The organism is Xanthomonas sp. CFBP 8443 (genome assembly GCF_025666195.1).
In the GTDB taxonomy this organism is placed as follows: Bacteria; Pseudomonadota; Gammaproteobacteria; order Xanthomonadales; family Xanthomonadaceae; genus Xanthomonas_A.
In genome coordinates this window covers 3,626,102-3,650,994 of record NZ_CP102592.1, presented here as the reverse complement: position 1 = coordinate 3,650,994, position 24,893 = coordinate 3,626,102, and the positions used below count along the sequence as shown (strand labels likewise).

At 69.3% G+C, this 24,893-nt stretch carries 17 protein-coding genes and 1 riboswitch; of the genes, 6 read left to right on the top strand and 11 right to left on the bottom strand.

Annotated elements, in window-relative coordinates; translation table 11 throughout:
- Positions 1 to 9 precede the first annotated feature (9 nt).
- From NUG20_RS15325 to NUG20_RS15315, 3 genes are all read right to left on the bottom strand, one after another.
- Positions 10 to 2,889, bottom strand: a complete 2,880-nt coding sequence (locus NUG20_RS15325; protein WP_263395301.1) for a TonB-dependent receptor plug domain-containing protein — start codon at positions 2,887 to 2,889, stop codon at positions 10 to 12.
- Between the two features lie 244 nt (positions 2,890 to 3,133).
- A complete protein-coding gene (locus tag NUG20_RS15320; protein WP_263395300.1) occupies positions 3,134 to 3,997 on the bottom strand; it encodes an XOO1806 family protein in 864 nt (287 codons plus the stop codon).
- Between the two features lie 116 nt (positions 3,998 to 4,113).
- Positions 4,114 to 5,028, bottom strand: a complete 915-nt coding sequence (locus tag NUG20_RS15315) for an Hsp33 family molecular chaperone HslO (protein WP_263395299.1) — start codon at positions 5,026 to 5,028, stop codon at positions 4,114 to 4,116.
- Between the two features lie 63 nt (positions 5,029 to 5,091).
- Here NUG20_RS15315 and mtgA point away from each other — a divergent pair, with 63 nt between their 5' ends.
- From mtgA to NUG20_RS15300, 3 genes are read left to right on the top strand one after another with little or no spacing between them, the layout of a single operon-like run.
- On the top strand, positions 5,092 to 5,829 hold the full coding sequence (gene mtgA, locus NUG20_RS15310) for a monofunctional biosynthetic peptidoglycan transglycosylase (protein WP_263395298.1): 738 nt from the start codon (positions 5,092 to 5,094) through the stop codon (positions 5,827 to 5,829).
- A gap of 39 nt (positions 5,830 to 5,868) precedes the next feature.
- A complete protein-coding gene (locus NUG20_RS15305) occupies positions 5,869 to 6,894 on the top strand; it encodes a glycosyltransferase family 2 protein (protein WP_263395297.1) in 1,026 nt (341 codons plus the stop codon).
- Positions 6,854 to 7,282: a CBS domain-containing protein gene (locus tag NUG20_RS15300; RefSeq protein WP_184410723.1), complete on the top strand. Its 429-nt coding sequence runs from the start codon at positions 6,854 to 6,856 to the stop codon at positions 7,280 to 7,282. Before NUG20_RS15305 ends, NUG20_RS15300 begins: the two co-directional genes overlap by 41 nt.
- Positions 7,283 to 7,372: 90 nt before the next feature.
- On the opposite strand, the gene NUG20_RS15295 is transcribed toward NUG20_RS15300, so the two are convergent.
- The 4 genes from NUG20_RS15295 to NUG20_RS15280 all read right to left on the bottom strand — a co-directional run bounded on the left by NUG20_RS15295 (position 7,373) and on the right by NUG20_RS15280 (position 12,856).
- Positions 7,373 to 9,352 (bottom strand): AsmA family protein, encoded by a 1,980-nt coding sequence (locus tag NUG20_RS15295; RefSeq protein WP_263395296.1) that lies wholly within the window; start codon positions 9,350 to 9,352, stop codon positions 7,373 to 7,375.
- Between the two features lie 49 nt (positions 9,353 to 9,401).
- Positions 9,402 to 10,046, bottom strand: coding sequence for a PAQR family membrane homeostasis protein TrhA (locus NUG20_RS15290; protein ID WP_263398498.1), 645 nt, complete (start codon positions 10,044 to 10,046; stop codon positions 9,402 to 9,404).
- Positions 10,047 to 10,176: 130 nt separating this feature from the next.
- Entirely contained in the window at positions 10,177 to 11,781 is a 1,605-nt protein-coding gene (locus NUG20_RS15285; RefSeq protein ID WP_263395295.1) for a peptide chain release factor 3, read from the bottom strand.
- A 46-nt stretch (positions 11,782 to 11,827) separates the two neighbouring features.
- Complete coding sequence (locus tag NUG20_RS15280; protein WP_263395294.1) at positions 11,828 to 12,856, bottom strand: M23 family metallopeptidase; 1,029 nt, start codon at positions 12,854 to 12,856, stop codon at positions 11,828 to 11,830.
- 132 nt (positions 12,857 to 12,988) lie between these two features.
- A riboswitch (SAM riboswitch) is annotated at positions 12,989 to 13,107 on the top strand.
- A 70-nt stretch (positions 13,108 to 13,177) separates the two neighbouring features.
- On the opposite strand from NUG20_RS15280, the gene NUG20_RS15275 reads away from it, so the two are divergent.
- Genes NUG20_RS15275 through NUG20_RS15265 form a run of 3 tightly spaced genes read left to right on the top strand, consistent with a single transcriptional unit; the run spans position 13,178 to position 16,529 of the window.
- On the top strand, positions 13,178 to 14,227 hold the full coding sequence (locus tag NUG20_RS15275) for a homoserine O-succinyltransferase MetX (protein ID WP_263395293.1): 1,050 nt from the start codon (positions 13,178 to 13,180) through the stop codon (positions 14,225 to 14,227).
- Positions 14,224 to 15,441 (top strand): O-succinylhomoserine (thiol)-lyase, encoded by a 1,218-nt coding sequence (locus NUG20_RS15270; protein WP_263395292.1) that lies wholly within the window; start codon positions 14,224 to 14,226, stop codon positions 15,439 to 15,441. The genes NUG20_RS15275 and NUG20_RS15270 overlap by 4 nt, the downstream gene beginning before the upstream one ends.
- A 32-nt stretch (positions 15,442 to 15,473) precedes the next feature.
- Positions 15,474 to 16,529 (top strand): homoserine dehydrogenase family protein, encoded by a 1,056-nt coding sequence (locus tag NUG20_RS15265; protein ID WP_263398497.1) that lies wholly within the window; start codon positions 15,474 to 15,476, stop codon positions 16,527 to 16,529.
- A 105-nt stretch (positions 16,530 to 16,634) separates the two neighbouring features.
- On the opposite strand, the gene NUG20_RS21860 is transcribed toward NUG20_RS15265, so the two are convergent.
- The 4 genes from NUG20_RS21860 to NUG20_RS15240 form a co-directional block, all read right to left on the bottom strand.
- Positions 16,635 to 18,689, bottom strand: a complete 2,055-nt coding sequence (locus NUG20_RS21860; protein ID WP_317852725.1) for a glycosyl hydrolase family 18 protein — start codon at positions 18,687 to 18,689, stop codon at positions 16,635 to 16,637.
- Between the two features lie 350 nt (positions 18,690 to 19,039).
- A complete protein-coding gene (locus NUG20_RS15250; RefSeq protein WP_263395291.1) occupies positions 19,040 to 20,047 on the bottom strand; it encodes an alpha/beta fold hydrolase in 1,008 nt (335 codons plus the stop codon).
- A 69-nt stretch (positions 20,048 to 20,116) separates the two neighbouring features.
- Positions 20,117 to 23,107, bottom strand: coding sequence for a ligand-binding sensor domain-containing protein (locus tag NUG20_RS15245; RefSeq protein WP_263395290.1), 2,991 nt, complete (start codon positions 23,105 to 23,107; stop codon positions 20,117 to 20,119).
- A 351-nt stretch (positions 23,108 to 23,458) separates the two neighbouring features.
- Positions 23,459 to 24,841: an L-serine ammonia-lyase gene (locus NUG20_RS15240; RefSeq protein WP_263395289.1), complete on the bottom strand. Its 1,383-nt coding sequence runs from the start codon at positions 24,839 to 24,841 to the stop codon at positions 23,459 to 23,461.
- Between the last annotated feature and the right edge of the window lie 52 nt (positions 24,842 to 24,893).

The following is a 24,893-nucleotide window of genomic DNA, read 5'->3' as shown; positions in this document are numbered from 1 at the left end:
TTGCCGTGCTCAGAAGTTCATGCTGTAGCGAGCCCACAGGTAGCGGCCCACGGTGTCGAAGCTGTTGACGTCCGTGTTCGCGTTGAGCACGTTGTTCTGATACAGCATGGGCGGCTGCTTGTCGAACACGTTGTCCAGGCCGACTTCGATCTTCGAATTGAACCACGGCAGCGCGTAGCTGGCGCTGACGCTGTGCATGAAGTAGGAACCGTACTCGGAGACCACCGTCGGGAAGCCGGCATCGGAGCTGAAGTTCTGCGACGGATCGGCGCTGCCCACGTCGAACGGACCGATGTACCGCACGCGCCAGCTGGCGGCCAGGTCGCCCTTCTGCCAGTTGACGAACAGGCGGCCACGGACCCGCGAGTACAGGCCGTAGGTCTTGTTGTAGGTGCCGGCAACGTGGGTCACGACGCCATCCGGATCGGCCGGATTGGTCTTGTTGTCGTAGCGCGCGATGTAGGTGCCGTCCAGGCCGAAGGTGTAGCTGCCCCACGCGGTATCCGGCAGGCGGTAGCGCAGCGCCAGATCCCAGCCCTTGGTGTCGAGGCGGCCCAGGTTGACGATCGGTTCGCGGATGAAGTTGACCTGGCCATCCGAGTAGCGGTTGATGAAGCCGCAGAACGGGCTGCTTTCGTCTTCGTAGCAGATATTGGCCACGGTCTGCGCATCGGCACGGTTGATCGTGTCGTTGAGGTACAGGCGCCAGTAGTCCAGGCTGGCCGAGAAGCCCGGCAGCCATTCCGGGTCGTATACCACGCCCCAGTCGAACGACTTGCCCTGTTCCGGCTTCAGCTCGAAACCAGCCGCGACCGAGCCCGACCACACGCCCGTGGTCTGCGACAGGCCACTCGGCGTGATGCCGGTGACGGGAATGGCAGTCGCGCCTGAGCCCGCGCCGCACGCGGCTTCGTGATCACGCGGACCACCGGGAGCGCCGTAACCGATACACGGGTCGGTGAAGTTCGGCGCATCGCCGGTCGCACCGCTGTACAGGTTGTCGATGGTCGGCGCACGGAATACCTCGGCGACCGTGCCGCGCAGCAGCAGGTTCTCGATCGGGCGCCATTCCAGCTGGATCTTGCTGTTGGTGGTGTCGCCGAAGGTGTTGTAGTCGGAATAGCGCGAACCCAGGGTGACCGCCAGCAGGTGCGCGAACGGGACTTCCGACAGCAGCGGGACGTACAGTTCGCCGTAGAGTTCCTTGACGTTGTACTTGCCGCTCAGCGGGGTGCCGCAGGCTTCCTGCGAGATGAAGCAGTTGCCGTCCGGGTCGGCGATGGCGATGTAGTCGACCGAGTTCTTCTGGTACTCCTCGCGCCAGGAGAGGCCCACGGCCAGCTGCGCGGCACCGGCCGGCAGCGTGAACAGCTCGCCGTTGGCATTGGCTTCGAAGCTGCGCATCTGGTACGTGGTGGAGTAGGTCGGACGCGCTTCGTAGTCTTCCAGGGTGGAGATCGTCTGCGGGTCGTTGATGTTGAAGATGTTGAGCGGGGTGCAACCGGAGATCACGTTGCCGGCGCTGCCGCACTTGACCACGCCGTCGGTGTCCTGGAACGACGGGCCCAGCGCGTCGCGCAGGCCGGCGTAGTACACGTAGCCGTAGCTGGTGTTCTCGCGGGTGTAGTGGCCGTAGTTCATCGCCGCGTCCCACTTCCAGGACGTGTCGCCGACGAAGCCTTCCAGGCCGGCGACGACCTGGTCGGTGACGGTGCTGTAGTACGAGCGGCGCTGGCCCAGCGAGGTGAAGCGGGTCAGGAACTGGTTGTACTGGTTGCCGGCGACGTCCGCGCCGAAATCCACGCCGAACGGGTTGTAGAAATTGTCGGCGGAGATGACCACCTTGTCGCCGCGGGCATCGAACGGCAGCGCGGCGATGGCGAAGTTCGAACTGGTCTTGTTGTGGTAGACCTGGGCGAACGCGTTGATGCTGTCGGTGATCTGGTAGTTGGCCAGGAAGAACGCGTTGGTGCGTTCCTGCGGCGTCATGATCAGGTTGGTGGCCTGATAGTTGAAGGAGTCGCGCGCGCCGGAGTAGCAGCGGTAGTCGGCCTGCGAGGCGCCGCTGGCGCCCGGGGTCAGGGTGACCGTGCCGCAGCCGTACTGCGTGGCCAGGTTGGCCGGCATGGTGATGCGGCCGCCCGGCGTACGGCTGGACCCGAGGATGGTCACGTAGCCGCTGTACAGGTAGGTCGCGTCCTTGGAGTACTTGCGGTCGGCCGAGGAAATGCCGTCGAACTTGTTGTAGTTCAGGCCCGCCATGATGTTGCCGCGATCGCCGACCTGACCGAAGGTCACCGAGCCGCCGTTGCGCGCGCCATCGCTCAGGTGGGTCGCCTGGCCGTAGTCGACGCTGACCGCCAGGCCTTCGAAATCCTTGCGCAGGATGAAGTTGACCACACCGGCGACGGCGTCGGAGCCGTACACGGCCGAGGCGCCGCTGGTCAGCACTTCGATGCGCTCCACCGCGGTGGCGGGGATCGAGTTGACGTCGTTGTTGGCGACGCGGCGGCCGTTGACCAGCAGCAGCGTGCGCTCATCGCCCAGGCCGCGCAGGTCGACCGAGGACTTGCCGTCGCCGCCGCCGTTGTTGACCGCCGGGGTGGACGGCGCGCCGGACATCGCCGGCAGCTCCTGCACCAGGTCGCCCAGGGTCAGCTTGCCGGTCTGCTCGATCGCCGCGCGATCGATCACCACTACCGGGCTGGCGGTCTCGGTCTCGACGCGGGCAACGCGCGAACCGGTGACCTGGATCGTGTCCAGGGTCTTGGAGGGGTCGCTGGAAGTGCTGTCCTGGGCAACCGCCGCGCCCGTGCTGAGCAGGGCGGTGGTGCCAGCGGCGAGCGCGAACGTGATGGCGTCGCGCAGGCGGTGGGTCTTGCAATTCATTGGCTCTCTCTCCGAATGAGGTGTGGTGGCAACTGAAGGTTGTCCGGCGGTGGTGTCGAAATGCGACGCCAAAATCCGCAGGGTGAACCGATAGTAACTGCCTCTTCCTGGAAATTAAAGAGTTGTTAATAATATCCGCAAAAGTGTGGTGTAAGTCACAATATTTGACTTGCTCAGGGCAAAAAAAAGCCCCTCGAAGGGGCTTTTCTTGCAGAAATTCTTTTTCGAAACAGGAGGTTGGCTTTTACAAGTCCTGTTCGTAGCGCACGTATGGGATGGTGCCTTCCTCGGTGCTGATGTTGTTCGGGGCGAACGGGTTCTTGCCGCGGGTGATCACGTTCTCGGCGCCGACGGTCAGCTGGCCGCTCCACGGAGTACGCCAGGTCAGGCCCACGCCGAGGCCGGACCACTTGCCGGGCTGGCCCGGCGCATCGACCACGCGGCCGATGACGTTGGCGCTGAAGGAACCGTAGCCGCCGCCGATGCTCAGGCTCTTGCTGTCCCACTGGTTGACCAGGGCTTCGGAGGCATCGGCGATCGGCACCAGGCGCGCACGCGCATAGGTGCCGCCGATCGAGACGAAGCCTTCGCGGCCGATGTTCTGCTGCGCGAACACGGTCAGATCGTTCTGCTCCATGCGCAGCGCAGGGGTCTTGGTGGCCCCCGCCAGCCACGCCGGCATGTTCTCACGGCCGGTACCGGCCGACAGCGAGAGGCGCCCGCCGGGACGATTGAAGGTGGTGGTCGCGGCGACGTGGTGGCCGCCGGCATCGCCGTCGTCGTCGCCCAGGCTGGCGAGCATGCAATGGCTGGCCAAGCCGCTGATGCTGCTGCCGCTGGCGCTGTTGCACAGCAGGCCCAGCGAGTCGCCGGAGGACAGGCCGAAGGCGGCGTCGAGCGAATTGCGGCCGAAGTGCCAGCGTGCGCCGGCCGCCTGCTCGCCGGTCGGTTCCAGGTACAGCAAGGCCTCGACCTTGCCGCTGCCCTTGTTCCAGATCGGCAGGACGGTGCGGTCCCGGTCGCTGGCGGGCTTGCTTTGCGCATGCGCGCCCGTGGCCGCCGCAAGGGCGATCAGCAGGGCAAGTGGCAGGCGCAGTAAGGCTCGCATCGCGGTTTGGGACTCTCGCGCAGGAACTAAAGTTCCCGCCGGGCAGGGTGGATGATGCTAGTGGGTTTATGTTTCTTTAACAAGCCAGACTCCCCGGTCCTAAAGCTCGTTCCCGGCTATTGCAAGCGCTCTGGTGGCGCCGGTTCAGCCGGGGTTACAGCGAACAATACGCCGAATTCCGTCAAGGGGAAGTCATAGTGCCGGCCGCAGAACTCGCAGCGGATCTCGACCTGGCCGGTCGCCTCGGCGGCGGCACGGGCTTCTTCCTCGCCCAGCGAGCGCAACATGGCCGCCACCCGCTCGCGCGAGCAGGAGCAGCCGAAGCGCAGCGGCTTGGTGCCAAGCAGCTGTGCCGCCTCCTCGTGGAACAGCCGGTGCAGCAGGGTTTCGGCCGGCAGCGCCAGTAGCTCCGATTCGTCTACGGTTTCGAACAAAGCGCCGGCGCGGTTCCAGCCGTCCTCGTCGCCAGCGTCGCCGGGCAGTTTCTGCAGCAGCAGCCCGGCCGCCTGCTGGCCGTCGGCAGCCAGGATCAGGCGGGTCGGTAGTTGCTCGGACTGGCGGAAATAGTCCTCGAAGGCTTCGCCCAGTTCGGCCGCCGACAGCGCCACCAGGCTCTGGTAGCGCTGCGGTTCGCGCGGGTCCAGGCCGGGGTTCTCGATGGTGATCGCCAGCAGCGCGCCGTCGCCGAGCGCGCGCAGGTCGCGCGGCGCATCGCTGCCCTCGCTGAGCTGGACGATGCCGCGCAGCGTGCCGGCCGCGGTGCATTCGGCGAACAGGGTGCGCAGCGCGCCCTGGCTGCGCAGCTGCACCGACAGGCGGCCGTCGACCTTGGTGTGGCCGGTGAACAGCGCCGCGGCCACGCACGCCTCGCCCAGCAGTTCGGTCGCCGCGGCGGTATAGCTGGCCGGCGCGAGGATCTCGCGCCAGGCCGATTCCAGGCGCACGTGCACGCCGCGCACGCCGGCGCCGGGCAGCAGGAAGCGGGTCAGGTGATCGTGATCGGAAGAACTCATCGCGGCCTCGCTGCGCATGGGAAGATGGCGACCGCAGGATAGTGGGTCATCTCGGTGGACAAAGTCGAAGAACGCATAGCAATGGGGGCGGCGCGGGGCGTTGCAAGTGGCGTGGCCGCGCCGCGGCGGCGGCGCTGGCTGCGTTGGCTGTTGATGGCGCCGCTGGTGTTCGTGCTGGCCAGCGTCTCGCAGGTGCTGGCGCTGCGCTTCGTCGACCCGCCGTTCTCGGCGATGATGCTCGAGCGCCAGCTCGGCGCCTGGGGCGAGGGCGACTGGTCGTTCCGCGTCGCCTACGACTGGCGCGACACCGCGCAGATCGCCCCGAGCCTGCCGATCTCGCTGGTGGCCGCCGAGGACCAGCGTTTCCCCAGCCACCATGGCTTCGACCTGGAGGCGATCGAGAAGGCGCGCGACCACAACGCGCGCGGCGGCCGCCTGCGCGGCGCCAGCACGATCAGCCAGCAGGTGGCCAAGAACGTGTTCCTGTGGCAGGGCCGCAGTTGGCTGCGCAAGGGGCTGGAGGCCTGGTACACGGTGCTGATCGAGGTGTTGTGGCCGAAGCGGCGGATCCTGGAGGTCTATGCCAACGTCGCCGAGTTCGGCGACGGGGTCTACGGCGCGCAGGCTGCGGCGCGCAGCTTCTGGGGCAAGGATGCGGCGCAGCTGAGTCCTGGGCAGAGCGCGCTGCTGGCGGCGGTGTTGCCGTCGCCGCAACGCTACAATGCCGCGCGTCCGGGTCCCTACGTGCAGCGCCGCGCCAACTGGATCCAGCGGCAGGCGCGGCAGCTGGGCGGGCCGGCCTATCTGCAGGCGCCGTAGCCGCTGGTGAACGCGCGGGCCGCTCCGTACCATCGGTGCATGGAATCCGAACGCCTTACCGTCGTCGTCACCGCCTTCAACGAGGCGCAGACCCTGCCGCTGCTGCATCCGCGCATCCTCGCCGCGCTCGATGGCCTGGACGGCATGGAAGGGCGGGTGCTGTACGTGGACGATGGCAGCCGCGATGCGACCTGGGAGGTGATCCTGGCGCTGGCCGCGACCGATCCGCGGGTCGGGGCGCTGCGCCTGTCGCGCAATTTCGGCAAGGAGCTGGCGCTGACCGCGGGGCTGGATTTCGTCGAGCATGGCGCGGCGATGCTGCTGGATGCCGATGGCCAGGATCCGCCGGAGCTGATCGGGGAATTCGTCGCGCACTGGCGCGCCGGCTACGACGACATCTACGGCACCCGCATCGCGCGCGATGGCGAGAGCTGGCTCAAGCGCAGCACCGCGTCGCTGTTCTACCGGGTGATCGGACGCCTGTCGAAGACGCCGATCCCGGCCGACACCGGCGATTTCCGCCTGTTGTCGCCGCGCGCGCTGGCGGCGTTGGGGCAGTTGCGCGAGCGCCACCGGTTCATGAAGGGTCTGTTCGGCTGGGTTGGCTTCCGCCAGTTGGCGCTGCCGTACCGACGTGCGCCACGCCTGGCCGGGCGCAGCAAGTTCGGCCTGTGGCGGTTATGGAATTTCGCGCTGGAAGGCATCACCAGCTTTTCCACCGCGCCGCTGCGGGCGGCGACCTACCTGGGCCTGGCGACGGCGGTGGGCGCATTCCTGTTCGCGGCCTGGATCGTGATCAAGGCCGCGCTGTGGGGCGACCCGGTCGCCGGCTGGCCGACGATGATGACGGCGATCCTGTTCCTGGGCGGCGCGCAGCTGATCGCGCTGGGCCTGATCGGCGAATACCTGGGCCGGTTGTACGAGGAATCCAAGCAGCGCCCGCTGTATCTGATCGACACCTGGCGTGCACCGGGTGGAGGAGTATCCTCGGCCGTGCGATCCAGCGAACCGGGAGGCAGCAGCGATGCGTACGGTACGACAGTTGTTGGGCGACAAGGGCGGTGAGATCCACGCGGTGTCGCCGGATGCGGCGGTGGTCGATGCGCTGCGGCTGATGGCCGAGAAGGGCATCGGCGCGGTGCTGGTGATGCAGGACGGGCGTCTGGCCGGGATCCTGTCCGAGCGCGACTACGCGCGCAAGGTGGTGCTGCAGGACCGCTCCTCGGCGACCACGCCGGTGCGCGACATCATGAGCGCGAAGGTGTACACGGTGGACCCGTCGCAGAGCGTGCAGCAGTGCATGGAGCTGATGACCGGCCAGCGCATCCGCCATCTGCCGGTGGTGCAGGCCGGCGCGGTGGTCGGCGTGATCTCGATCGGCGACCTGGTCAAGGCGGTGATCGAGGAGCAGCAGCAGGAATTGGATCAGCTGCAGCGCTATATCACGAGCTAGCCGAGATTCGGGATTTGGGATTTGGAAAAGTCAAAAGCACATTGGCGCGCTTCTGCTTTTGCATCCCGAATCCCGAATCCCCAATCCCGGCTACTTCGCGTAACTGCCGCCGCAATCGCTGTCCTTGCCCGGGCCGGTTTCCAGCGTCGCCAGCAGGGCGGCCGGCGGGGCGATGCTGCCCAGCGCGAGGGCGATCGCGCCACGCATGCCCAGTGCCTTGAAGTCTGGGCGGAAGGTCGGATCCTTGAAGCTGCCGCCGACGCGCAGCGGCGAGCGCAGCGACAGGATGCTGCGATCCTTCGGGCGCGCCTTCAGCAGCAGGTCCAGTTTCTCCTCGCCCAGGTCGACGGTGCCGCTGCCGACGAGCAGCGTGTCGGTGCTGTCGAAGGCCAATGCGCGCGAGTCCATCACGCCGTCCCTGACCGCGAAATCGCCGAACGCGCAGCGCACCGGAATCTCGCGATCCTTGGTGACCAGGAACTTCAGCGACTCGGCGATGTCCAGTCCGGCCAGTTCCATGATCAGGTTGCTGATGTGGCCCTTGCCCATGCCGACGGCGACGGTGCCGTCGGCGCTGCCGAGCATCTGCGCGATCGAGTTGCCGGTGCCGGCCAGCGCGATCTCGCCGCCGATCGCGCCGGATGCCTCCTTGGCCAATTGCCCGTCCGGGAACAGCTTGCCCAACTGCATGCCGCGCACCGAGATCTGCGCGCGGGTGGCGATGGTCGGCTTGCGCGCGTCCATACGGATGTCCGAGCGGATGTTGCCGCCGGCCGCGCCGAAGTCGAGCGGTTGCAGCAGCAGGACGCCGTCGTTGAGTTTCAGGTGCGCGTCCATGTCGTCCAGCGGCAGTTTCTGCGCATTGATCCGCTGCGCCTTCCAGCGCACATCGGCATCCATGGCGCGCAGCTTGCCGAGGTTGTACGGGGTGGAGGGCAACACCTTGGCCTCGGCCGCGAGTTCGGCGGCCTGCGCCTTCTGCTGCGCGTTGGCGGTTTCGCCGGCGCCGGTGCGCGGCGGCGCGCCGACGAAGCCGGCCAGGTCGTCGAAGTCCAGGCGCCGCGAGCGCAGGTCCGCGCGCAGGAATGGACGTTCGCCGGCGGTGTCGATCTGCACGCTGCCCGCCAGATCGCTGTCGCCGGCGCGGCCGTTGAAGTCGTCGTAGTGCCAGATTTCGCCGTTGCGCTTGAGCCGGCCGTCCAACTGGTACGGCGGCGTGGACGGCATGGCGATGCCGAGCAGCGGGTACAGGTGCGCCATGTCCGCGCCGGCCAGGTTCAGCTGCAGGTCGAACACGCGCAGCTGGAATGGATTGGTCAGGGTGCCGCGCATGTGCGCGCGGGTGCTGCCGGCGTTGCCGCGCAGGTCGACCTTGAACGGGTGATCGCTTTCGCTCAGTTCCAGCGGCGAGGCGGTGCTGCCCTTGAGCGTGAACGGATTGCCGCGCCAGCGGCCGTCGCCGGCGACCGCGATCGGCGGCGCGGCATCGCCGCGGCTGCGCTGCGAGGTCAGGCTGTCGACGCTGACGTCGATGTCGGTGCGACCGGGGACGTCCTGGAATTTGAGCCGCCCCTGCTGCACCAGCAGGCGCCCGAGTACGACCTGCGAGCCGCCGTCGTTGCTGCCGAAACTCCAGTTGCCGGGACGCCCGTCCGGCCCTGTTTCCAGCAGCAGGTTCGGCTGGGTCAGGCGGATCTCGGGGATGCGCACCTTGCCGCGCAGCAGCGGCCAGATCGCCAGGTCGATCTCGGCGCGTTGCGCGCTGGCCATCTGCGGCTGCTTCGACCACCCGGCATTGGCGAAGCGCAGGCCATCGCCGCGGATCGTGGTGGTGCCGCCGAGGTCGACGTCGAGGTTGCCGTCGATGTGGAATTCGCGGCCGGTCTTGGCCTGCACCGCGCGCTCGACCGGGCCCTTGAACCAGTTCCAGTCGAAGATCAGGATGACGATCAGCAGCACCAGCACCAGCGCGCCCAGCACGAACGGCCAGCGCCGCAGGCGGCCATCGGGGCGGCGCCAGGGCCAGGAGCGGGGCCGGTCTCGTGCTGCAGGAGTGGGTTCGCGATCCATCCGGCCATACTAGGCGGCGGGCGTGCAGGTGACGCGAAAGTGCGTGGCGCTAGAGCACCTGTGCGGTGACCGCGACGAAGTGGCAGACGCTGCCGGCGAGCACGAACAGGTGCCAGATCGCATGGAAGTAGCGCACCGTGTCGCGTTGGTAGAAGTAGGTGCCGAGCGTGTAGAACAGGCCGCCGGCCAGCAGCCAGCACAGGGTCGGGACATCCACCGAGTGCAGCAGCGGCTCGATCGCGACCACGATCAGCCAGCCCATGGCCAGGTACAGGATGGTCGACAGCAGCCGGAAGCGGCCGGTGAAGAACAGCTTGAAGATCACGCCGGCCAGGGCGATGGTCCAGATCGCCGCGAACAGGCCCCAGCCCCAGGGACCGCGCAGGCCGACCAGGGTGAACGGGGTGTAGGTGCCGGCGATCAGCACGTAGATCGCGCAGTGGTCCAGCACCTGCAGCCGCGCCTTGGCGCCGGGATGCGGGATGGCGTGATACAGCGTGGAGGCGGTGTACAGCAGCAGCAACGCGACCCCGAACACGATCGCACCGGCCAGTTGCCAGCCGTCGCCGTAGATCGCGGCGAGGGTGATCAGCACCGAGCTGCCGGCCAGTGCGGCGACCGCGCCCAGACCGTGGGTCAGGGCGCTGGCGAGTTCGTCGCGCCAGTCCGTAGAAGGCGGCGCGTCGGCGTGCATGAGCGAAGACGGCTGGTCGGCTTCCATGGCCGCAAACGGTACCGCACTTGCGAGCGATTCGCATCCGTTGCGGCGCAGCAATTGGCGCGCGGTTCACGCCCGCGCGCCGTGCAGCGTCGGCCCGGCGCGATCAGTCCAGCGCGACGCTGTGTGCGTGCTCGCGGGTCGCGGCGAAGCGCACGTCCGGCGCGCGTTCCTGCGCCAGTTGCAGGTTGACCCGGGTCGGTGCCAGGTAGACCAGTTCGCCGGCGCCGTCGATGCCCAGGTTCATCGCGTTCTTCTCGCGGAACTCCTCCAGCTTCTTGGCGTTGTCGCAATGCACCCAGCGCGCGGTCACCACGCCAACCGGTTCGAAGCTGGCGTCCACGCCGTATTCGTCCTTGAGCCGGTAGGCGACCACTTCGAACTGCAACACGCCGACCGCGCCCAGGATCAGGTCGTTGCTCATCAGCGGGCGGAAGAACTGGGTGGCGCCTTCCTCGGACAACTGCGCCAGGCCCTTCTGCAACTGCTTGAGCTTGAGCGGGTCGCGCAGCCGCGCGCGGCGGAACAGTTCCGGGGCGAAGTTGGGGATGCCGGTGAACGACAGCGCCTCGCCTTCGGTGAAGGTGTCGCCGATGGAGATGGTGCCGTGGTTGTGGATGCCGATGACGTCGCCGGGATAGGCCTCGGCGGCGATCTCGCGGTCGCTGGCCATGAAGGTCAGCGCGTTGGCCAGCTTGGTGTCCTTGCCGGTGCGCACGTGCAGGGTCTTCATGCCGGCGCTGAAGCGGCCCGAGCAGATGCGCATGAACGCGACCCGGTCGCGGTGCTGCGGATCCATGTTGGCCTGGATCTTGAACACGAAGCCGGTCAGCTTTTCCTCGGTCGGCTGCACCGGACGGCCGGTGGTGGCGTGCGGCTGCGGCGGCGGCGCATGTTCGGCGAAGAAATCCAGCAGCGGCTGCACGCCGAAGTTGTTGACGCCCGAGCCGAAGAACACCGGGGTCTGCTTGCCGGCGCGGTAGGCGTCCAGGTCGAACGCATGGCTGGCGCCCTGCACCAGTTCCAGCTCGTCGCGCAGTTCGGCCAGCATCTGCTCGCCGATGCGTTCGGCCAGGCCGGGCGCGTCCAGCGACGGGAAGATGGTCGAGTCCTGGCGGGTGAAGTTGCGGCCCTGCTCGTACAGGTGCACTTCGCCGCTGATCAGGTGCACAACGCCCTTCAGGCGCTGGCCCATGCCGATCGGCCAGGTTACCGGCGCGCACTGGATGCCGAGCACGGTCTCCACTTCGTCCAGCAGGTCGATCGGGTCCTTGCCTTCGCGGTCGAGCTTGTTGATGAAGGTCATGATCGGCGTGTCGCGCAGCCGGCACACCTCCATCAGCTTGATGGTGCGTTCTTCCACGCCCTTGGCTACGTCGATCACCATCAGCGCCGAGTCCACCGCGGTGAGCACGCGGTAGGTGTCCTCGCCGAAGTCGGCGTGGCCGGGGGTGTCGAGCAGGTTGATGATCTTGCCTTCGTACGGGAACTGCATCACCGACGAGGTCACCGAGATGCCGCGCTCCTTCTCCAGCGCCATCCAGTCGGAGGTCGCGTGGCGCGCGGCCTTGCGGCCCTTGACCGAGCCGGCCATCTGGATCGCGCCGCCGAACAGCAGCAGCTTTTCGGTCAGCGTGGTCTTGCCGGCGTCGGGGTGGGAAATGATGGCGAAGGTGCGGCGGCGCGCAGCTTCCTGGGCAACATCGGACATGGCAACGGCGCCCACTGGGCGATCACGGCTACAGGGAAGGGCGGAATTATAGCGCCGCGGCGCCGGCCACGGGTTGCGCGGCTTCTTCGCTGCGCGGCAGCTTGAGTTCGCCGAGCGCCCCGGCCATGCGGAACGGGATCGACTCCAGGCGCATGCCGCGGTTGGCCTGCACGGCGAAGTGCAGGTGCGGCGCGGTGCTCAGGCCGGTGTTGCCGGACAGCGCCAGCCGTTCGCCGGCGGCGACGCGCTGGCCCGCATGCACCGCCACGCCCTGCGGCGCCAGGTGCGCGTACAGCGCCATGCTGCCGTCGGCGTGCACGATGCGCACGAAGTTGGCGCGACCGCCGAAGGTCTCGCGGTCCAGCCCGGCCTCGGCGAAGCCGGTTTCCACCTGCATCACCGTGCCGGCACGCGCGGCCAGCACCGGAGTGCCTTCGGCCAGGGCGAAATCCAGCGCGTAGTAGTTCTGCGCGTCGTGGTGGCTGAAGCGGCCGCCCACGCCCTGGTCCACCCGCACCGGGACGCCGTCGAACGGCAGCCGGTACAGGGCGTCCTGCGGCTTGGCGGCCGGATCGCCGGGGACGGCCTCCAGGACCAGGTCGAACTGGCTGGCGTAGCGCGGGTCGCTGGCGTACAGCCGCGACAGCAGCGCGCTGCCGCGGGCCGGCAGCACCGTGCGCAGTGGCAGCGCCGGGACCGCGGCGACGTTGTCCACGTGGCGGTAGCGCAGGTGCACCTGCACCGGGCCGTCCAGACGGTTGTCGGCCCAGGCCTGCTGGCGCGGGGCCTGGCCGTCCAGGCGCAGTCGCGCCAGGGCGGTCTGGGCGGCCGAAGGACGCGTCGGCGGAGGTGGTCCGGATGCCGCTTCGCGCTGCGGATCGGCGACGTGGTCGCCGTAATGGGCGACGCCGTCGGCATCCTTCCAGGCATACAGGGTCGCCGCCGCACCCAGTCCAGGCACCGCGGCCAGCAGCGACCAGGCGATGCACAGCCGCCAACGCGGCGCGGCGCGGCGGCGCTGCGGGAACGCGGAAGCTTCTCGGGCGGTGGCGGGGGCCTGGCACTGGCCGGGCATCGGGGCTCCTGGCGCCGGCGTGGGGAGCGCCGTGGCAGCGCGGAGTATGCGGTAGCCGCGGCCACGGCCTCTTATATCTCTCCATCCGAATAAAGAGATTTGACATTGCCGAAAAACGCTGGCATCGTGGCTCCACCATCGAGACCGGCGGAGGGACAGGCCCTTTGATGCCGGGGCAGCCAGCGGACGCGCAAGCGACCGTGTAGGTGCCAAATCCTGCGGGGACCACCGCGTCCGCCGAAAGATGGTTCGATTCGTGCCTTCCGCACGTCGAACGCGAGCTCCGCGAAGCTCGATGGCCGTTCCTCCCCGGATATCGCCATGAGCCTCGTGAATACGCCCAACCGCCCCCTTGCCGTGAATGCGCCGTTCGACCGTCCTGCCGCTGCCGTCGCGCCGGCCGCCGATGGCGTGCTCGCGCTGCGCAGCGAAGTCGCGGTGGCGCTGCCGCTGCGTCATGCCGGCGTGCAGTTGCTGCGCCTGCGCTACGAACTCACCGGCCCGGCGCAGGCGCCGGTGGTGTTCGTCGCCGGCGGCATCTCCGCGCACCGCCACCTGGCCGCTAATGCCAGCTTTCCCGAGAAGGGCTGGGCCGAGGGCCTGGTTGCTGCCGGCCGTGCGCTGGACCCGAGCCAGCGGCGGCTGCTGGCGTTCGACTTCGTCGGTGCCGACGGCAGCCTGGACGCGCCGATCGACAGCGCCGACCAGGCCGATGCGATCGCCGCGCTGCTCGACGCGCTGGGCATCGACCGCTTGCACGGTTTCGTCGGCTATTCCTACGGCGCGCTGGTCGGCCTGCAGCTGGCGGTGCGGCATCCGCAGCGCCTGGACAAGCTGGTCGCGGTCAGCGGCGCGCACCGCGCGCATCCGTATGCCGCGGCGTGGCGCGCGCTGCAGCGCCGCGCGGTGGCGCTGGGCCAGCTGCAGTGCGCCGAAAGCCATGGGCTGTCGCTGGCGCGACAGTTCGCGATGCTCAGCTACCGCACCCCGGAAGAGTTCGGCGAGCGCTTCAATGCGCCGCCGGAAGTGATCAACGGCCGTGTCCGCGTCGCCGCCGAGGACTACCTGGATGCTGCCGGCGCGCAGTACGTGGCGCGCACCCAGGTCAACGCCTACCTGCGCCTGTCCGAATCCATCGACCTGCACCGCATCGATCCGGCCGCCGTCGCCGTGCCGACCGTGGTGGTCGCGGTCGAAGGCGACCGCCTGGTGCCACTGGCCGACCTGGTCACCCTGGTCGAAGGGCTGGGCCCGCGCGGCAGCCTGCGCGTGCTGCGCTCGCCGTACGGCCACGACGCCTTCCTGAAAGAAACCGACCGCATCGACGCGATCCTCGTCACCGCCCTTCGCCCCACCGGAGCTACCGCATGAGCACTGCCCACGACAACGATCTGCCCTGTAGCGCCGCCACCGCCGCGGTGCGCGCCGGCATCGACCGCGATACCGCCTACGGCGCGGTGACCCCGCCGATCGTGCTGTCGTCGAACTTCAGCTTCGACGGCTTCGGCAACAAGCGCCAGTACGACTACACGCGCAGCGGCAACCCGACCCGCGACCTGCTCGGCGAAGCGCTGGCGGAACTGGAAGGCGGCGCCGGCGGCGTCATCACTGCCACCGGGATGGGCGCGATCAACCTGGTGCTCAACGCGCTGCTGCAGCCGGGCGACAAGCTGGTGGTGCCGCACGATGCGTACGGCGGCAGCTGGCGGCTGTTCAACGCGCTGGCCAAGAAGGGCCATTTCGACCTGATCACCGCCGACCTGACCGATCCGCGCTCGCTGGCCGAGGCGCTGGCGCAGGCGCCGAAGCTGGTGCTGATCGAGACCCCGTCCAACCCGCTGTTGCGCATCACCGACCTGCGCTTCGTCATCGATGCCGCGCACAAGGCCGGCGCGCTGGCGGTGGTCGACAACACCTTCCTGTCGCCGGCGCTGCAGAAGCCGATCGCGTTCGGCGCCGACGTCGTCATCCACTCCACCACCAAGTACGTCAACGGCCACAGCGACGTGGTCGGCGGCGCGGTGATCGCCGCCGATGCCGAGCTGCACCAGCAGCTGGTGTGGTGGGCGAACGCGCTGGGCCTGACCGGTTCGCCGTTCGATGCGTTCCTGACCCTGCGCGGCCTGCGCACGCTGGATGCGCGCCTGCGCGTGCACCAGGAGAACGCGCAGGCGGTGGTGGCGCTGCTGGACGGGCACGCGGCGGTCAGCCAGGTCTACTACCCGGGCCTGGCCACGCATCCGGGCCACGCGGTCGCGGCGCGGCAGCAGCAGGGCTTCGGCGCGATGATCAGCTTCGAGCTGGCCGGCGGCGAAGCCGAGGTGCGCGCCTTCGTCGATGGCCTGCGCTATTTCACCCTGGCCGAATCGCTGGGCGGGGTCGAGAGCCTGGTGGCGCATCCGGCGTCGATGACGCATGCGGCGATGACCGCCGAGGCGCGCGCCAATGCCGGCATCGGCGACGGCCTGCTGCGCCTGTCGGTGGGCATCGAGTCCAGTGCGGACCTGGTCGCCGACCTGCAGGCCGGTCTGCTGCGCGCGCAGCAGGCCAGCGAGGCGGTGGCGCGCAAACGGGTGGACGCGTGAGCCGCCTCGCCGACGACGCGCTTGCGCCGCGGTTGCGCGCCGAGTCGGCGCCGCATGCGCCGCAGCTGGCCTTGCTCGGCACCGGCACCGTCGGCCGCGCCTTCGTCGCGCGCTACCAGGCCTTGCAGCAGCGGCGTGCGGGCCTGCCGGCCTTCGCCTGGCTGGCCAATTCGCGCACGCGCCAGGCGTGCCTGCCCAATGCCAGCGCGCACGCGCTGGACGCGGCCAACGCCGCGCCGCGCGGCACGCGAGCGCACGACCTCGCGGCGGACGAGCTGCGCCGTGGCGACGTGCTGGTCGACGCCACCGCCAGCGACGCGGTCGCGCAGCGGCATGCGCAGTGGCTGGCGCGCGGCGTGCACGTGGTCACCGCGAACAAGCTCGGGCGCGGCGCGGCGCTGGAGCGCGCGCAACAGATCGAGGCGGCGCGGCATGCAGGCGCCACCCACTACGGCGACAGCGCCACGGTCGGCGCCGGCCTGCCGCTGCTGAGCAGCCTGCGCGCGCTGGTCGCCGGCGGCGACCATATCCATGCGGTGGAGGGCGTGCTGTCGGGGTCGCTGGCGTGGCTGTTCCATCGTTACGACGGCACACAGGCGTTTTCGGACTGCGTGCGCGAAGCGGCGGCGGCCGGCTATACCGAGCCGGATCCGCGCGAGGATCTGTCCGGCGAGGACGTGCGCCGCAAGCTGCTGATCCTGGCGCGCGCTGCCGGGCTGCCGCTGCGCGCCGAGCAGGTGCAGGTGGAGTCGCTGCTGCCGCCGGCGCTGGCCGCGGCTGCGCCGAGCGAGCTGGACGCGGCGCTGTCGGCGCTGGATGCGCCGTTGGCCGCGCGCCTGGCGCAGGCCAGCGCGAACGGCGCCTGCCTGCGCTTCGTCGGCCGTTTCGATGCGCACGGCGCGTCGGTGGCGTTGCGCGCATTGCCGCTGGACCATCCGCTGGCCAGCGGCGCCGGCACCGACAACCGCGTCGCGCTGCACAGCGACCGCTACCTGCAGCAGCCGTTGTTGATCCAGGGCCCGGGTGCCGGCGCCGAGGTGACCGCGGCCGCATTGCTCGACGACGTGTTGCGCATCGCCGCCGACTGAGCGATTGCGTGCACCGCGACGGCGTCCGGCCCCGTGTCGGGACGCGCAAAGAGAAACGCCGGCTTGCGCCGGCGTTTCGTTTGCTGGATGGCGTCGCTGCGCCGCCTATTGCAGGCCGTTGCTGACCGCCTTGACCAGTTCCGCCTGCGGCGCGTCGCCGCTGAACTCCCAGAAGAAGGCACCACCCAGGCCCTGCGCCTTCACGTAGCCCATCTTCTGGGTGATCACGCCGGGCGTGTCGTAGCTCCAGAAGGTGCTGCCGTTGTACTTCCAGTGCGCGCCGGCGGCACTGTCGGTATGCGAGGTGCCGGCCGCGTTCTTCAGGACCTTGTAGTCCTCGATGCCGGCCTCGTAGGTGCCGGGCGCCGGGCTGCCGCTCTGGTACAGGCCGTTGTTGACGTTGGGCACGTTGCTCCAGCCGCGCCCGTAGAAGCCGATGCCGAGGTTGAGCTTGGCCGCGGGCACGCCGGCATCCAGGAACGCCTGCATCGCGTCGTTGCTGTTGTAGTAGCGCTGATCGCCGGTGGACGGGTCGGCCGGCGAATCGAACAGCGCCGAGTGGTGGTTGGTGGTCGGCTCGAACGCGCCATGGAAGTCGTAGGTCATGACGTTGATGTAGTCCAGCGACGGGTGGTACTGCGCCGGATCGGTCGCGCGGATCTTGTCCACGCCGGCGCCGACCGCCACGGTCAGCAGCAGGCCGGAGCGGACCTCGTTGAGCTGGCGCCGGAACTCGGCCAGCAGCGCGGTGAAGTTCTGCCGATCCTCGGCGCTGCCGCAGCTGAGGCCGCAGGCGTTGGGATATTCCCAGTCGATGTCGATGCCGTCGAACACGCCGGCCGCGGCCGCCGCGCCGCCTGCGCCGTCGGTGACCGGCAGGTTGCCGCGGATGTAGGCGTCGATGCACGAGGCCACGAAGGCCTGGCGGTTCTCCGGACGTGCGGCGCTGGCGAAACCGCGCGACCAGGTCCAGCCGCCGAGCGAGATCAGCACCTTCAGGCCCGGATGCTTGGCCTTGAGCTTCTTCAGCTGGTTCCAGTTGCCGCGCAGCGGTTGGTCCCAGGTATCGGCCACGCCATCGACGCTCTGCGCGGCCGCGAACGCCTTGGTGTAGTCGGCGAACGCGTCGCCGCCGGCGCCGGTGTTGGGATCGGACGGCTGCACCACGCCCACTTCGCAGCGGTTGTTGCGCACGTTGCCGAAGGCGTAGTTGATGTGGGTCATGTAGTTGGCCGAGCCGCTCTTCTCGATGTCGGCGACCTGGTAGTTGCGGCCGTAGATGCCCCACTGCACGAAGTAGCCGATGACGCGCTTGCCGCCGCCATTGCCGGCCGGCCTGGTGCGTACGCTCAGCGCCGCGCTGTTGGCCGAGGCGTTGCCGGCGTTGTCGCGTGCGGCGACCTGGTAGCTGTAGCTGGTGTCGGCGGCCAGCGCCGAGTCGGTGTAGGCGGTGCCGGTGGGCGAGCCGACCAGCGTGCCGTTGCGGTACACGCGGTAGCCGGCGATGCCGCTGCCGCCGGCGTTGTCGCTGGCCGCGTTCCACGACAGGGTGACGCTGCTGCTGGTCTGCGTGGCCGAGGCCAGGCCGGTCGGCACACTCGGTGCGGTGGTGTCGGTGGGCGGGGTGCCGGTGACGGTGATGCCGCGGGCCGCGGAGGTGGCGGTCGCACCCTGGTTGTCGGTCGCCACGGCGGTGAGCTGGTGGCTGCCGGCGCTGGCGTTGTTCCAGGTGACGCTGTACGGCGAACTGGCGTCGCTGCCCAGCGAGGTGCCGCCGCGGAAGAACTCGACCTTGGCGATGCTGCCATCGGCATCCGCGGCATTCGCCGATACGGTGATCGCGGCGCCGCTGGCGAAGCTGGCGCCGCTGGCCGGCGCGCTCAGGGCCACGCTCGGCGGTTGGTTGGCGGTGGTGCTGCAGGTGCCCAGTTCCTGGTACCAGCCGCAGCTGGTGCAATAGGTGGGCGCGGCGTTCCATATCTGCGTGGTGGCCTGGTACAGCTTGCCCTGAAACACCAGCTTGTCGCCGCTCTGGTAGATCTTGGCCGCGTCCCAGGCGGCGATTCCGCTGCACGACACCGACTGCGCGCGTAGCTGGGGCGCGAATCCGACGAGGGCGGTACAGCACAACAGCCACGGTAGAGCGAATTTCACGTTCATGGTGAAACCTCCTGTCCTGTGCGATGTGGTTCCTGCGTTTCCGGGGCAGCCGGACCTTTCCCCCTGTACGCGCTGCTTTCCAGCACGCCTGGGCGCGACCGGGGTCGTGCGGACGTGCTGGAGAACGGACCGTCGGATGCGGTGATAACGTTGTCAATTCCCCGCGCTGAACAATCGGGGTGGCTATCTCAGTAATGGGTGACAACGTTGGTTCCGCGGGCTCGCGCAGGCAGTCGATGGCGCCTGCCATGCTGCAGGGCGCAAGCGCTGTGCGCCGCTGGGTCGGACGACGCAGCGGCGCATGGCATGGAATGGGCGGATCCGTGCAGCGGCCCGGCGGGCCGCACGGGTCAGTGCGACAGCGCGTCCAGCAATGCGGCGTTGAAGCGCTGCGGGTCTTGCACCTGCGGCGAATGGCCCAGTTCGGCGAATTCGATCAGCCTGGCGCCGGGGATTGCCGCCGCTGCACGTTTGCCGAGGGCGGGGTAGTCGCCGAGCTGCGCCTTCACCGCCTCCGGCGCCAGCGCCTTGCCGATCGCGGTGGTGTCCTTCTGGCCGATCAGCAGCGTGGTGGCGACCTTCAGTTGCGGCAGTTCGTAGACCACCGGCTGGTTGAACACCATGTCGTAGGTCAGCGCCTGGTTCCAGGCCACCGCCTGCTTGCCGGGGCCGGCATACATGCCGGCCTGCATGCGCGCCCAGCGTTCGAATTCGGGTTTCCACTGGCCCGCGTAGTAGGTGCGCAGCTGGTAGTTCTTGATGCTGTCGAAGTCGGTCTTCAGTTCGCTTCGGTACCACGCGTCCACGCTTTGCCAGGGCACGCCGAGCGCCTTCCAGTCTTCCAGCCCGATCGGATTGACCAGGGCCAGGTGGTCGGTGGCCTGCGGATACATCAGCGCATAGCGGATCGCCAGCATGCCGCCCATCGAGTGCCCGACCACCACCGCGCGGGCGATGCCGAGGTGCTCCAGCAGCGCGTGCGTGTTGGCCGCCAACTGCGCGAACGAGAACTGGTAGGCCGCCGGCTTGCTCGACTTGCAGAAGCCGATCTGGTCCGGCGCGATCACCCGGTAGCCGTGCGCGCTCAGCGCCGCGATGGTGTCTTCCCAGGTCGCGGCGCAGAAGTTCTTGCCGTGCAGCAGGACCGCGGTACGGCCATTGGGCGTGCCGGTCGGCGCCACGTCCAGGTAGGCCATCTGCAGGGACTGACCTTGCGAGACGAGGGCGTAGTGCGCGACCTTCGAGGGATAGTCGAAGCCTTCCAACTGCGGGCCATAGCGCGCCGGGGTGGCGGCATGGCATGGCAGCAACAGGGAGGCGGCGGCGAGCGCGGCGAGGAACGAAAGGGGTCGGCGCATGCGGTGGGAGAACCTGCGGGGGACGCGGCGACTCTAGCCCACGCCGCGCACGCGGGGCGTCAACGCGGCTCAGCAGTTGCCGTGCACCAGGCTCAGGCAGGCGTGGTGCTGCATGCGCTCGGCCGGCTCCTGCAACGCCGCCAGCACCTGCTCGGCCTGCGTGCCCAGCGCCGGCCGGTACGCGGCCCAGCCGTTGCGGCCCTTGGCCTTGGCCTGGTACAGCGCGCGGTCGGCGAGGATCAGCAACTGTTCCCAGCCCAGGCGGCTGTCGGGATCGTGCACGAACGGGAATTCGGCCAGGCCGATCGAGCAGGTGACCTGACCCTGGCGGCCGTGATCGAGGGTGAAGCGGTGTGCGGCGATCGCCCGGCACAGGCGCTCGGCGGCCACGGTCAGGTTCTCGCGCGGCGCCGAGCGCAGCACCAGCAGGAATTCCTCGCCGCCCCAGCGCACCACGTAGTCGCTTTCGCGGGTCAGCTTGACCAGCAGCTGCGCCATCTGCTGCAGCACCGCATCGCCGGTGTGGTGGCCGCCGCTGTCGTTGATCGCCTTGAAATGGTCGATGTCGATCAGCGCGAACAGCATGCCCGAGGACAGCATGTCCTGGTCATTGGCGGCCATGCGCCGGTACAGCGCGATGTCGCTGGGAATGTGCAGCGACAGGTAGCGGCGGTTGCGCAGCTGGGTCAGGTCGTCGGTGAAGCTGGCTTCCTGCAGGCGCTGGTTGGCCGCCTGCAGCGCTTCGGTGCGCTTGTGCACCTGCCGTTCCAGCTGTGCGCGCTGACGCTGGTTGACCAGGCGCGCCATGCGGATGCCGAGCAGCAGCAGCGCCAGCAGGCCCAGCCCCAGCAGCAGCTTGTAGGACAGCGTCTCCTGGAAACGCAGCCGGATGCGCAGCGGCAGCCGCGCCGGGGCCTGCGCCCAGATGCCGGCGTTGTTGCTGCCGGTGACTTCGAACACGTAATCGCCGCCGGGCAGGTTGGTATAGGTCGCCACGCGCTGGCGGAGGTCGTCGAGGGTGCGCCAGCGGGTGTCGTAGCCGAGCAGGCGGTAGCGCAGTTCCACGTTCTCCGGGGCCTGGAACGAGGCGGCGGTGAATTCGAAATCCAGGTCGCGCGCCTGCGCCGGCAGCGGCGCCTCGCGCAGCGCCTGCGGCGCCAGCCAGCGGCCCTGCGCGCGGACGCGTTCCACCACCGGCTGCGGCGCCACCGGATTCTTGACGATGCCGGCGGTGTCCATGCTCACCACGCCGTCGCGGCTGGGCAGCCACAGCGTGCCGTTGTCGATGAAGCCCTTGCCGTTGCCGGCGCCGTTGCAGCACAGGCCCTGCACGCCGCCATGGCGCTCGCCGCGCTCGTTGAGCAGCAGCTCGGCCTGCAACGGCGTGGCCGGCACCTCGATGCGCTTGAGCAGGCTCGCCAACGGCATCCGGTAGACGCCGCGCAGGCCCGCCACCCACAGGCTGCCGTGGCCGTCGTCGGCGATGAAGAACGCGGCGTTGTCGGGCAGCCCGTCGCGTTCGTCGAACATGGTCCAGCGCTTGCCGTCGAACACCCACAGCTGTTCCGACAGCGTGCCGACCACCCACTGCCCGCCGGGCAATTCGTGCACGGCGGTGACGTCGGCGTCGGCCAGCGCCGAGCCGGCGTCGGCCAGCGACACCAGGCGCTCGCCGCGCAATTCGTACAGGCCGGCCTGGGTGCCGACCAGCAGGCGGCCGTCGCCGGTCTCGTGGACCAGGCGGATGCGCGGGTCGCGCAGGCCATCGCTGGTGCCGTAGCGATGCAGGCGGCTGCCGTCGCTGCGGAACAGGCCGTCGCTGCTGGCGAACCACAGGCGCTGCGCGCGGTCGCGGACGATGCCGCTGATCTGCAGTTCGCGCAGCGGCGCCAGCAGCGGCGGCAGCGTGGCGCGCCCGTTGCGGTACAGCACGGCGCCGCGGCGGGTGCCGATCCACAGCTGGCCGGGTTCGGCCAGCAAGGTGTAGGGGACATCGGCGGGCAGCTGTTCGCGGCTCAGGACCTGCTGGTAGCGGCCATCGCGCAGCCGCGCCAGGCCGCTGCCGGTGCCGACCCACAGCGACCCGTCGGGATCGCGCGCCAGGGTCCACACCAGTGGGTCGGCCAGGCCTTCGTAACTGCTGTAGCGGCGCGTCCAGCCGTTCCACAGGCGGGTCGCGCCCTTCCAGCGGCTGCCCAGCCACAGGTTGCGCTCGCGATCTTCGAAGATCGCGCTGGCGCCGGCGTCCTGGTTGCCTTCGGCGTACTGCTCGACGATGCCGCCGTCGCGCACGCGCAGCAGGTAGCCGGGCAGGCCCACCCACAGGTTGCCGTCGCTGTCCTGGAACAGCGCTTCCACCGCGCGCCGGGTCAGCGCCGGGTCGCCGGGCAGGCGCTGCCAGCGGCCATCGCGGCGGAACAGCAGGCCGTCGCGGCTGCCCGCCCACAGCCGTCCCTGCGCGTCCAGCAACTGCCGTACCGGCGACTCGCGCGCGTCCGCCGGCAGCGGCAGCGGCGCGTCGTCGTCATCGGCGGCGAAACGCAGCACGGCGCCGCGCGTGCCGACCCACAGCTCGCGGCCGCGTGGCAGCAGGGCATAGGCACCGTCGGCGATGCGATGGCGCAGGCGCAGGCGGTCGCCGACCACGGCGTAGACGCCGTCCTGCGCCGCGACCAGCACCGTGCCCTGCGCGTCGACCGCGATCGCTTCGATGTTCAATAGCGGCGACTGCGGATCCTGCGGCAGCAGGTTGCTGAAGCGCCCGTCGCGGTAGCGCGCCAACCCGCGGTAGGTCCCGATCCACAGGTCGCCACTGGGATCCACGTGCAAGGCCTTGATCATCGGGCCGGGCAGGTGCGCCGGCGCCTTCTCGCCGAAGGTGGTCATGCGCACGCCGTCGAAGCGCGCCAGCCCGCTCATCGTGCCGATCCACAGGTAGCCCTGCCGGTCCTGCGCGAAGGCCTGCACGCTCAGCTGCGGCAGCCCCTGTTCCAGGCCCCAGCGTTGGCTTTCGTAGTGGTTGAACTGCTTGTCCGGCTGCAGGGCGGCCGCCGTCGGCACGAGCGAGCACCACGCTCCCAGGAGCATGGCCAGCTGCAGCGCACGGGTGCAGCAGGAAGCGGGGTGGGACTGCAAGAGCATTCCAGTGCCGAATCGGCGGGTCGTCACAGTCGCTATCGGCGCTGGTGCGCGGATCTTTATCCGCACTGCAGCAAACGCCTGCGCCGTGGCGATCGCGACCGCCGCGGCGAGGCGATTCATCCGCGCAGGCCTGGCGCGGGGGACGCGGTCGTGCGCGCTAGGGGGCGCGCCGATGCCGTGGACTGGACGCCGCCGGCGCCGGCTTGCCGCGTTCGCAGGTACGCCCCGCGCGCCCCGCTGGTGCATGCAGGCCGCGCCGCGGGCATCAGCTCAGCACTCGATCACGTTCACCGCGAGCCCGCCGCGGCTGGTTTCCTTGTACTTGTCCTGCATGTCGCGGCCGGTGTCGCGCATGGTGCGGATCACCTTGTCCAGCGACACCTTGTGCTTGCCATCGCCGCGCATGGCCATGCGGCTGGCGTTGATCGCCTTCACCGCGCCCATCGCGTTGCGCTCGATGCACGGGATCTGCACCAGCCCGCCGATCGGGTCGCAGGTCAGGCCGAGATTGTGTTCCATGCCGATCTCGGCGGCGTTCTCGATCTGCCCCGGCTTGCCGCCGAGCGCGGCAACCAGGCCGCCGGCGGCCATCGAGCAGGCCACGCCGACCTCGCCCTGGCAACCGACCTCGGCGCCGGAGATGGAGGCGTTTTCCTTGTACAGGATGCCGATCGCCGCGGCGGTCAGCAGGAAGTCGAAGATGCGCTGCTCGTCGCTGCCCGGGCAGAAGCGGTCGAAGTAGTGCAGCACCGCCGGGATGATCCCGGCCGCGCCGTTGGTCGGCGCGGTGACCACGCGCCCGCCGGCGGCGTTCTCCTCGTTGACCGCCAGCGCGTACAGGTTGACCCAGTCCAGCGTGGTCAGCGGATCGCGCATCGCCGCCTCCGGCTTGGACGACAGCTCGCGGTACAGCGCCGGCGCGCGCCGCGACACGTGCAGGCCGCCGGGCAGGGTGCCTTCCTCGCGGATGCCGCGCGCCACGCAGGCCTGCATCGCGTTCCACAGCTCGCGCAGGCCGGCGCGGATCTCGTCCTCGCTGCGCCAGCATTTCTCGTTCTCGAACATCAGCGCGGCGATGCTCAGGCCGCTGCGCGCGGCCTGCGCCAGCAGTTCGTCGCCGCTCTTGAACGGGTAGGGCAGCGGGGTCTCGTCGGCGACGATGCGGTCGTCGGCGGCGTCGTCCTGGTTGACCACGAAGCCGCCGCCGACCGAGTAATAGTCGCGCGTGGCGATCACCTGCTCGTCAGCGGCGTAGGCGGTGAAGCGCATGCCGTTGGTGTGGTACGGCAGCTTCTGGCGCTTGTTCAGCGCCAGGTCGCGCTTCTCGTCGAAGGCGATGCTGTGCTGGCCCATCAGGTTGATGCGCTTGCTGCTGCGGATGCGTTCGAGCGTGCTCGGGATGATGTCCGGGTCGATCAGGTTCGGGCGCTGCCCTTCCAGTCCGAGCAGCACCGCCTTGTCGGTGCCGTGGCCGCGCCCGGTCAGCGCCAGCGAGCCGAACACCTCGGCACGGATCCGCACCACCTCGTGCAGTCGGCCCGGATCCAGCAGCCAGCGGTGCACGAAGCGCTCGGCCGCGCGCATCGGCCCCACGGTATGCGAGGAGCTCGGCCCGATGCCGATCTTGAACAGGTCGAAGGTGCTGACAGCCATGCGTGCCGGAGAGGTGGTAGGCCAAAGACCGTCTATTCTATGCCCCTGGCCT